This window comes from Pseudotabrizicola sp. 4114, from assembly GCF_031457365.1.
GTDB lineage: Bacteria > Pseudomonadota > Alphaproteobacteria > Rhodobacterales > Rhodobacteraceae > Pseudotabrizicola.
On record NZ_JAVDWP010000009.1, the window covers coordinates 131,769 to 140,741 of the forward strand.

Annotated in this window: 8 protein-coding genes; 6 read left to right on the forward strand and 2 right to left on the reverse strand. The window is 59.5% G+C overall.

What is annotated here, in order from left to right; translation table 11 throughout:
• Together J2X53_RS17820 and J2X53_RS17825 are read left to right on the forward strand one after the other, a co-directional pair.
• Positions 1-747, forward strand: coding sequence for a cyclase family protein (locus J2X53_RS17820; protein ID WP_349038846.1), 747 nt, complete (start codon positions 1-3; stop codon positions 745-747).
• Between the two features lie 23 nt (positions 748-770).
• The gene (locus J2X53_RS17825) at positions 771-1,577 is read left to right on the forward strand and encodes an aspartate/glutamate racemase family protein (RefSeq protein WP_349038847.1); all 807 of its coding nucleotides are present in this window, start codon (positions 771-773) and stop codon (positions 1,575-1,577) included.
• 44 nt (positions 1,578-1,621) lie between these two features.
• Here the strand turns inward: J2X53_RS17825 and J2X53_RS17830 are convergent, their stop codons facing one another.
• Complete coding sequence (locus J2X53_RS17830; protein ID WP_349038848.1) at positions 1,622-2,098, reverse strand: MarR family transcriptional regulator; 477 nt, start codon at positions 2,096-2,098, stop codon at positions 1,622-1,624.
• Positions 2,095-2,598 carry a MaoC/PaaZ C-terminal domain-containing protein gene (locus J2X53_RS17835; protein ID WP_349038849.1) on the reverse strand — a complete coding sequence of 168 codons (504 nt, stop codon included), beginning with the start codon at positions 2,596-2,598 and terminating at the stop codon, positions 2,095-2,097. Before J2X53_RS17835 ends, J2X53_RS17830 begins: the two co-directional genes overlap by 4 nt.
• A 180-nt stretch (positions 2,599-2,778) precedes the next feature.
• Between J2X53_RS17835 and J2X53_RS17840 the strand changes: the two genes are divergently transcribed.
• The 4 genes from J2X53_RS17840 to J2X53_RS17855 all read left to right on the forward strand — a co-directional run.
• Positions 2,779-4,380: an ATP-dependent acyl-CoA ligase gene (locus J2X53_RS17840; RefSeq protein WP_349038850.1), complete on the forward strand. Its 1,602-nt coding sequence runs from the start codon at positions 2,779-2,781 to the stop codon at positions 4,378-4,380.
• A gap of 51 nt (positions 4,381-4,431) precedes the next feature.
• Positions 4,432-6,585 carry an indolepyruvate ferredoxin oxidoreductase subunit alpha gene (locus tag J2X53_RS17845; protein WP_349038851.1) on the forward strand — a complete coding sequence of 718 codons (2,154 nt, stop codon included), beginning with the start codon at positions 4,432-4,434 and terminating at the stop codon, positions 6,583-6,585.
• 11 nt (positions 6,586-6,596) lie between these two features.
• Positions 6,597-8,186, forward strand: coding sequence for an indolepyruvate oxidoreductase subunit beta family protein (locus J2X53_RS17850; RefSeq protein ID WP_349038852.1), 1,590 nt, complete (start codon positions 6,597-6,599; stop codon positions 8,184-8,186).
• A 41-nt stretch (positions 8,187-8,227) separates the two neighbouring features.
• A partial coding sequence (locus J2X53_RS17855) for an aldehyde dehydrogenase family protein (protein WP_349038853.1) occupies positions 8,228-8,973 on the forward strand: 746 nt, incomplete at its 3' end.

Here is an 8,973-nt window from a genome sequence, read left to right on the forward strand (position 1 = left end):
TTGACGCAAGGAACGCTCAGGATTGTTGATCTGACTCATACGCTTTCGCCGGATTTTCCAACGCTGGTGCTGCCACCTGAATTTGCCCAGGCGACCCCGGTGAAGATCGAGCAACTCTCGCGCTACGACGCGGCTGGGCCGGCGTGGTACTGGAACAAGCTGACGTTTTCAGAACATACCGGGACCCATTTCGACGCGCCGGCGCATTGGGTTACCGGGCGCGACCTGCCGCTCAACACCGTCGATACGATGCCGCTGGAAAACATGATCCGCCCGGCATGTGTGATTGATTGCTCAAGCGCATGCGCCGCAGATGCAGATTATCTTCTGACCGTGGACGTTCTGAAGGAATGGGAAGACCGGCACGGGAAGATTCCGGCGGGATGGTGGGTTCTGATGCGGACCGACTGGTACAAGAAAAGCAGTGTCGATTATGCCAATCTGAAAGCTGATGGTGCCCACACGCCCGGACCGACGCAGGAGGCCATCCAGTGGCTGATCGAAGAACGTGACATCATCGGTTTCGGGACGGAAACCATCGGGACCGATGCCGGACAGGCGGGGAACTTCGCGCTTCCCTTTCCGGCGCACAGCTTGCTGCATGGTGCCGGAAAGTATGGCCTGCAGTGCTTGACGAACCTCGACAAATTGCCCGCAAGGGGCGCGATCATCGTTTCCGCGCCACTGAAAGTGCTTGATGGTTCCGGCAGCCCGCTGCGCGTTCTGGCACTGGCGGATACCGAATGACACATCCATCAGAGAGCGGAAAGATGCGCATTTTCTGGCAGAGCTTCGTCGATGAAAGCGCCAGCGCGCCCTACATGGAGCGGTTGGCCAAGGTTCTCAACGAAATCGCGATGCCCGGCACAACCGTCGATGTGTTCGGTCTGTCGCCGCCCGACCGCGCCTTCAGCCGCTTGTCGGAATTGCGCTGCGCGGTGCTGGCGATCGACAATGCCATTGCCGCCGCCGAGGCAGGGTATGATGCGGTGGTCATGGGTCACTTCCAGGACCCTGGTCTGTACGATATGAAATCTGCCGTGACCATTCCTGTGATCGGCGCGGGTGAAGCGACGATGCATTTTGCTGCCCAACTCGGCCGTGAGATCGGCCTGGTTTCGCTGGACGAGCTATACCGGTCGTATCATCTGGAACAGGCCGCGCTATACGGACTGGGCGACCGGGTTGTGCATGTGGCCGGCATGAATGGCGAGCCGTCAGATTTTTCGGAAGCTTTCGCTGGCAATCTGCAGGCCAAGGCACGCATGCTCGGTGCCTTCCGCGCAGCCGCTCAGCCACTGGTCGACAAGGGCGCCGATGTTATTGTGGCTGCGGGAATTCTGCCCGCTTTGCTGGTTGGTTCGGAGCATGGCATGACAATCGGACCTGCGCCTGTCGTCAATGCCGCTGCCGTCACTCTTTTCAGTGCCGAGATGCAGGTTCGCCTCGCACGGCTGAACGGTACCGGAATCTGCCGTGGCCAGCATTGCAACCTTTCACCAGCTCAGGCGATCCACGATTTCCGGGATCTGATTGCCAATGGCCGGAAATCGACACTGAAGCTGACGTCAGCATGACGGGGTATGCGCTGATCTGCGTGCGGATCGGCGCGGCTTTGCAGCTATCCTGCGTCGAGGTTCTGAAGGATTTTCTTGAGGGATTTGACCAGCGCCCGACGCTCCGGCTTGTGCATACCTGCCACAATGCCATCAGCATAGGATTCGGCCGCTGGCCGCAGATCGTAATACATCTTGCGGCCCTGATCGGTCAGAAACACATCAGTGACCCGGTTGTCGTCGGGGTTGGGGCGCCGGGTAACAAGAGTGTCCCGCTCCATCTGATCCACGACCCGGGTCAGCGCAGACTGCTCGATTAGCGATTTCTTCCTGAGTTCAGTCATATTGCTCGGACCCTCGCTCATCAGAACCATCAGGACCCGCCAGCGCCGGATGGTCACACCATAGGGCTTCAGAACGGTACTGAACCTTTGGCCCAGTCCTTCCGAGATCAGATAGAAGTAATAGGGCAGAAAGCTGTCGAAATCGATTTTCTCTTCTTTGGCATCCATGATCGGCTCTTCCTTTGCGGTTCCGGTCATGCCTTGTCTTCCACTTCTTTGGCTTGCAACGGGCTACCGGGATTTGAGCCCGGCCGCCGCCGCCTGAGGCGATGCATCACGTCGACGGTCATCAACGCCTGGTTGGTTGTCTTGTCCAGGGTTTCCTGGTGGATCTTGATGATGCCCCGATCCGGTTTCGAGGTAGAGGGAAGGATTTGGCGGACTGTTGCTTTCACATACAAATGGGTATCCGGAAAAACCGACCGGTGCCAACGCACATTTTCCAGCCCCGGAGAGGGCAGGATGGCTTCATCCCAAAGCTTCAGTTCAAAAAACAGTTTCATGCTCAAGGACAGCGTGTGCATTCCTGAGGCAATTATGTCTGGAAAACCGAGCTGCGTCGCAGCATTTTTGTCGAGATGAAAAGGGTTGGGGTCAAACGTACCGGCGAAGTCCAATATATCGGCTCTGGATACAGTAATCTCTTTCGTTTCAAACACTTGGTTTACGAAAATATCTTCGAAATACAGCCCCTGCATATTTATTCCTTTCGGTAAGAGCATCGGTTCGTCGGTTTAGCTTGCAAAAACAGTGGACATCTTCATATGATTTATCATATGATTAACGGAATCAGAAGGCAAGGCAGTTTGGTGGCTATGGTGCTGGTCGCCAAGCAGCAGACAACAAAGCCGCCGGTCGCCGCAACAAGGGGGAAAGCTATGGTTCATGAAGATTTGAGGGATATGTTCCGGCCTGAAGACCGGGTGTTTTCCACAATGCTTCAGCGCCAGGCCGCCCGGTTCAGCGGCAGGGATCTCTTCATTTGCGGCGACTCCAGGATCAGCTTCAGTGATATGCAGGACACGGCGGCGCGCTATGCCGACAGGCTGGCGGAGGCGGGTGTGGTGCCCGGCGACCGGGTTGCGATCATGGCTTCCAACAGGGTCGAATTCATCAAGGCCTTTGTTGCCTGCGGCTGGCGCGGCGCGGTCTCGGTTCCGATCAATGTGGCGTCGCGCGGTTTCCAGCTTCAGCACATTCTGTCAAATTCCGGCGCTACTCTGCTGATCATCGAGCGGGAGGTGCTTGCAGCGCTGGACGCATTGGATTTTTCAGCGCTTCAGGTCAAGACCGTCTGGGTGATCGGGGAGCAAGAGCTGTCGCAGCCGTCCGGCGGTCCGCACTTCCTGCCGTTTCCAACCGCAGGTTCAGCGATTGCGCCGGCCGTGGTGCAGCCCGATGATCCGCTGACCATCCTCTATACCTCGGGCACCACCGGCATGTCGAAAGGGGTCGTCTGTCCGCATGCGCAATTCTTCTGGTGGGGCTACTATACCGGAACCCAGCTTGGGGTCGTCGACGGCGATGTGCTGCACACGCCGCTGCCACTGTTTCATACCAATGCGCTGAATTGCTTCTTTCAGGCCCTGCTGTTCGGCGCGACGCAGGTTGTCGAGCAGCGCTTTTCCGCAAGCAACTTCTGGACCTCGATGAACGCCTCCGGCGCAACCGTGACCTATCTGCTCGGCGCAATGGTTCCCATGTTGCTGTCGCGTCCGGCGAGCGCAGCGGAGACAACGCACAAGATCAGGGTTGCCTTGTCGCCAGGGGTGCCGGCCAGCGCGGCAGAAGCCTTTACCGCACGCACCGGCATTGTCCTTCTTGAAGGCTATGGCGCGACGGAAAGCAATGCTGTCATTGGAGCGGATGTCACGACGGTAAGGCCGGGATGGGCGGGCAAATTGCGCGACGGATTCGAGGCGCAGATCGTCGATAGTTTTGACAATCCGCTGCCAGATGGCGAAGCAGGCGAACTGGTGCTGCGCGCGAAAGAGCCCTTTTCCATGGCGCTTGGCTATTTCGGGATGCCGGAAAAGACGGTTGAAAGCTGGCGCAATCTCTGGCTGCACACCGGCGATCGAATGTTGCGCGACGGCGATGGCTATTACCGCTTTATCGACCGGATGAAAGACAGCATCCGGCGCCGGGGAGAGAACATCTCTTCTTATGAGGTAGAACAGGTCCTGGTCGCCCATCCCGATATCGAAATGGCCGCCGTCTTTCCCGTGGCCTCTGATCTTGCCGAGGACGAGGTCATGGCATGCATCATTCTTGCCGAAGGCGCAAAGCTGACAGAGGCGCAGGTCATCGGCCATTGCGAGGGCAAGATGTCGTATTTTGCGGTGCCCAGATACCTCGAATTCCTTGAAAGCTTTCCCAGAACCGAAAACGGCAAAATTCAGAAGTTCAAACTGCGCGACCGTGGTCTGACCTCTGACACCTGGGACAGGGAAGCGGCGGGCATCGTGGTAAAGCGCTGATCCGGCCCCGGACCCACGAGACGAAAACTCTTCAGGCAAGGGACACAGAACATGGCGGAAAGATCATTCAAGAAAGAGGTGCAGGAACTCCGCATCGGTGAAGGAGAGATCTTTCGCGGCGAAGGCATCCTGGCGATCACCAAGGCGTTGTTGCAATCCGGGGTGAGCTATGTCGGCGGCTATCAAGGCTCTCCGATTTCACATCTGATGGATGTTTTGGCGGATGCCAATGAGTTGCTCGACGAGCTGGATGTTCATTTCGAATCTTCCGCATCAGAGGCTTCTGCGGCGGCGATGCTCTCTGCCTCGGTCATGTATCCGCTGCGGGGTGCCGTAACCTGGAAATCGACTGCCGGCACCAACGTCGCGTCGGACGCGCTGACCAACCTGGCCTCTGGCGGTGTGACGGGCGGGACCCTGATCATTCTGGGCGAAGATTTCGGCGAGGGCTCTTCCATCCCGCAAGAGCGCAGTCACGCCTTTGCGATGAAGTCGCAGATGTGGCTGCTGGATCCCCGTCCCAATCTCGAGTCCCTGGTCAATACTGTCGAGCAGGGGTTCGAACTGTCCGAAGCGTCCAATACGCCTGTCATGATGCAGGTCAGAATCCGGGCTTGCCATGTCCATGGCGAATTTGTCGCCAAGAACAACCGGTCGCCTGCGTTCAAGCTGCGCGATGCGCTCAAGACCCCGCGCCGCGACATCAGCCGGGTGGTGCTGCCGCCTGCATCGCTTGCACAGGATGTCGAGAAACTCGAAGAGCGGTTTCCCAAAGCCATCCAGCATATCCGCGACGCAAAACTCAACGAATTCTTCGGCCCGAAAGATGCCGAAGTCGGGATCGTCGTGCAGGGCGGTCTTTATAACAGCCTGATGCGCGGGCTGCTCTATCTGGGAATGGCGGATGCCTATGGCGAGACTTTGGTTCCCATCTATGTGATGAATGTGACCTATCCGATGATCGATGACGAAGTCGTGGCGTTTTGCCGCGACAAGCGGGCGGTGATCATGGTCGAGGAAGGCCATCCGAATTATATCGAGCAGTCGCTGATTTCCGTCCTGCACCGCCACGATATCACGACCAAGGTGCATGGAAAGGACATGCTGCCGATGGGTGGAGACTACACTGCCGCGGTGGTAGAAAAGGGCGTTCGTCGCTTCTTTGAGAAGCACGCCGTCGCCATGCTCGGCAACCATCCGCCCGCTCCCGATCCGGTTCCGATCCTCACATCCAAACCCGTGATGAAACTGGCGGAGGTCGTGCCGCCACGCCCGGCGGGATTCTGCACAGGTTGTCCAGAACGACCGATTTTCGCCGCGATGAAGCTTACCGAGAAGGACATCGGCGAGCACCATGTCTCGGGCGATATCGGCTGTCACATCTTTGCCAACCTTCCCCCGTTCAACGTCAGCGGCAATACCATGGGGTATGGCCTGTCCGGCGCCGGGGCTTCGGCCTTCAACGTCAAGTCAGATAAGCGCACGATTTCGGTCATGGGCGATGGCGGCTTCTGGCACAACGGCCTGACCTCGAGCATCGGCAATGCCGTGTTTAATGAACATGACGGGGTGTTTGTCATCGTCGACAACCACTATGCAGCCGCGACCGGAGGGCAGGACATTTTGTCCTCGCGTGCCGACAATCCGCGCCGTTCAACCCAGCACAGCATCGCCACCGCGGTCAAAGGCATGGGCGTGAAATGGGTCAGGCAGATCGACCGCACCTATGACGTGTCAAAAATGCGCGCGACCCTGACCGAGGCGCTGACCACAAAAGAGACCGGTCCCAAGGTGATCATCGCCTCCTCGGAATGCATGCTCAACAAGCAGCGGCGCGAAAAACCGCAGTTCCGTGCAGCGGTCAAGGCTGGCCAACGCATGGTCAAGGAACGGTTTGGCGTGGACGAAGATATCTGTACCGGCGATCACGCCTGCATCCGCCTGTCAGGCTGTCCCTCGCTTTCGGTCAAGCAGACGGATGATCCGCTGAAGGACGATCCGGTCGCGGCGATCGACAATACCTGCGTCGGTTGCGGCAACTGTGGCGAGGTCTCCGAGGCCGCGGTTCTGTGCCCTTCCTTCTACCGTGCCGATGTCATCCACAACCCGACCCGGTGGGACCGGTTCATCGCTCGCTTCCGCAATGCTGTCATTGGCAGCCTGCAGAACTTTGCGGATACCAACCGCGTCGCTTTCCCGGACTGAGGCAGAAAATCATGAAAGCTCTGATCGACCATTTGCCAGGCCGTATCCACGAAAAGCCGATCTCCATCGCCATCCTCGCCATGGGGGGGCAGGGCGGGGGTGTTCTGGCGGACTGGATCGTGTCGATCGCGGAAGCCCAAGGCTGGGCCGCGCAATCTACCTCGGTTCCTGGTGTCGCCCAGCGGACCGGCGCGACCATCTACTATGTCGAGATGATGCGCCCGCTGGACGGCAAGCGGCCCGTTTTCTCGCTGATGCCCACCCCCGGCGATGTCGATATCGTTCTCGCCGCCGAATTCATGGAGGCCGGGCGGGCCATTCTGCGCGGTTTCGTGAACCCCGCGCAGACCGTCCTGATCGCCTCCAGCCATCGGTTCTATGCGGTGGTCGAAAAACAGGTGCCCGGCAATGGCGTCGGAGATTCAATGACGGTGATCGAGGCGGCAGGGATCGCGGCCAGGAAGATCATCGCCTTTGACATGCAGGAAGTGGCCGAACGGGCTGGCACAGTCGTTTCGTCAGCGCTGTTTGGTGCCCTGTGCGGTGCTGGCGTCTTGCCATTTGGCCGCGATGTCTTTGAAACTGCGGTGCGCGCCAGCGGCAAGGGGGTCGATGCCAGCCTGGCTGCTTTCGCGCAAGCGCATGATATTGCACGTGCCAATCCGCCGGCCCCCGACGTAAAGCAAGGCCCGGAAAAGCGCTTGCCACCGCTGCCGGTATCAGCGGGACATTCACAACTCGATGCGTTGCTCAAACGCGTCCGGGCAGAGTTTCCGCCACACCTGCATCCGATGATCTATGCGGGACTGCGACGGCTGGTCGACTATCAGGATCCGGCCTATGCGCAAGAGTATCTTGACCGGTTGGTGTCCCTTCACAGTCACGACCGGAACGCCGGCGGTGCGGCACAGACCTATAGCTTCACCGAGACGGCCGCAAAATATCTGGCGATTGGCATGGCCTATGATGATGTGCTCCGCGTCGCTGATCTGAAAACACGGGCCAGCCGCTTCCGGAGGGTCAAGGATGAAGTCGGCGCATCGGCATCGCAAATCCTCTATACCACCGAGTATATGCACCCGCGGATGGAAGAGATCGTCGGCTTCTTGCCCGCGTCGCTCGGGTCTGCCATCGAAAACCGTCCCCGCCTGTTCAAGGCGCTCGACCGGCTGGTGAATCGCGGGCGCCGGGTGCGGACCGGCACGGTGTTATGGTTCCTTTCGCTCTATACGCTCAGCCGCCTGCGCCGGCTGCGGCGGCGCAGCCTGCGGCACGGACGTGAGATGGCCCATATTGCGATTTGGCTGGACACCGCCCTGGCACACCTGCCGACCGACTATCCGCTGGCCGTCGAAATTGTGCGTAGTCGCAGACTGATCAAAGGCTATTCCGACACCCATAGCCGCGGTCTGTCAAAGTTCGACCAGGTTCTGGCTCAGGTGCCGCGCATAGCAGGTCGGCCGGGGGCCGCGGGCTGGCTGGCATTCATGAACAAGGCCGCTCTGGGCGATGAAGAAGGGAAAGCACTCGACGGCGCGATCCGGTCTTTCGATGCCGAGATCGAAGGGGGGGTCAGACGCCCCGCATTGAGCACCCCATGAACAGCGCAGCGGCCCAGCCAACAAGCCCGGAGGGAACGACAATGAACGCGACAGACAAGGGCCTTCGACTGCCCCGGACCGACCTTTATGTGAATGGTGCGTGGGTCAAGGCCAGCTCTGGCAAGACCATCCCGGTCTTCAATCCGGCGACCGGCACCCGGTTCACCGAACTCTCCGCCGCCTCGACAGAGGATGTCAACCGCGCTGTAGAGGCGGCCCATGCCTGTTTTGAGAGCACGGCCTGGCGTCGGATGCGTCCGTTGGACCGCGGCCGCTTGCTGGAACGGCTTGCCATCGTCGTCGAGGAACACGCGGACGAACTGGCGCGGCTGGAATCGCTGGACAATGGCAAGCCCTATGCCGTTGCCCGTCACATCGACCTCTCTGTCACCATCGACGCGCTGCGCTATTTCGGCGGCTGGGCCTCCAAGACGCCCGGTGAATACATCACGCTTTCGCCCTTTTTCGATGATGGCGGCATCTACCGGGCCTATACCGAGCGCAAGCCGGTGGGCGTTGTCGGCGGGATCACGCCGTGGAACTTCCCGCTTGGCCAGGCCATCCAGAAGATCGCCCCCGCCATCGCCTTCGGCTGCACCGTGGTGCTGAAACCCTCCGAAGAGACCTCGCTGACCACATTGCGGCTGGCGGAGCTGATTGACGAGGTCGGCTTCCCGAAGGGCGCGGTCAACATCGTCACCGGCTATGGCCACGAGGCGGGCGCGGCATTGGTCGACCATCCGCTGGTGCGCAAGATCGCCTTTACCGGGTCCACCGCCACCGGCCA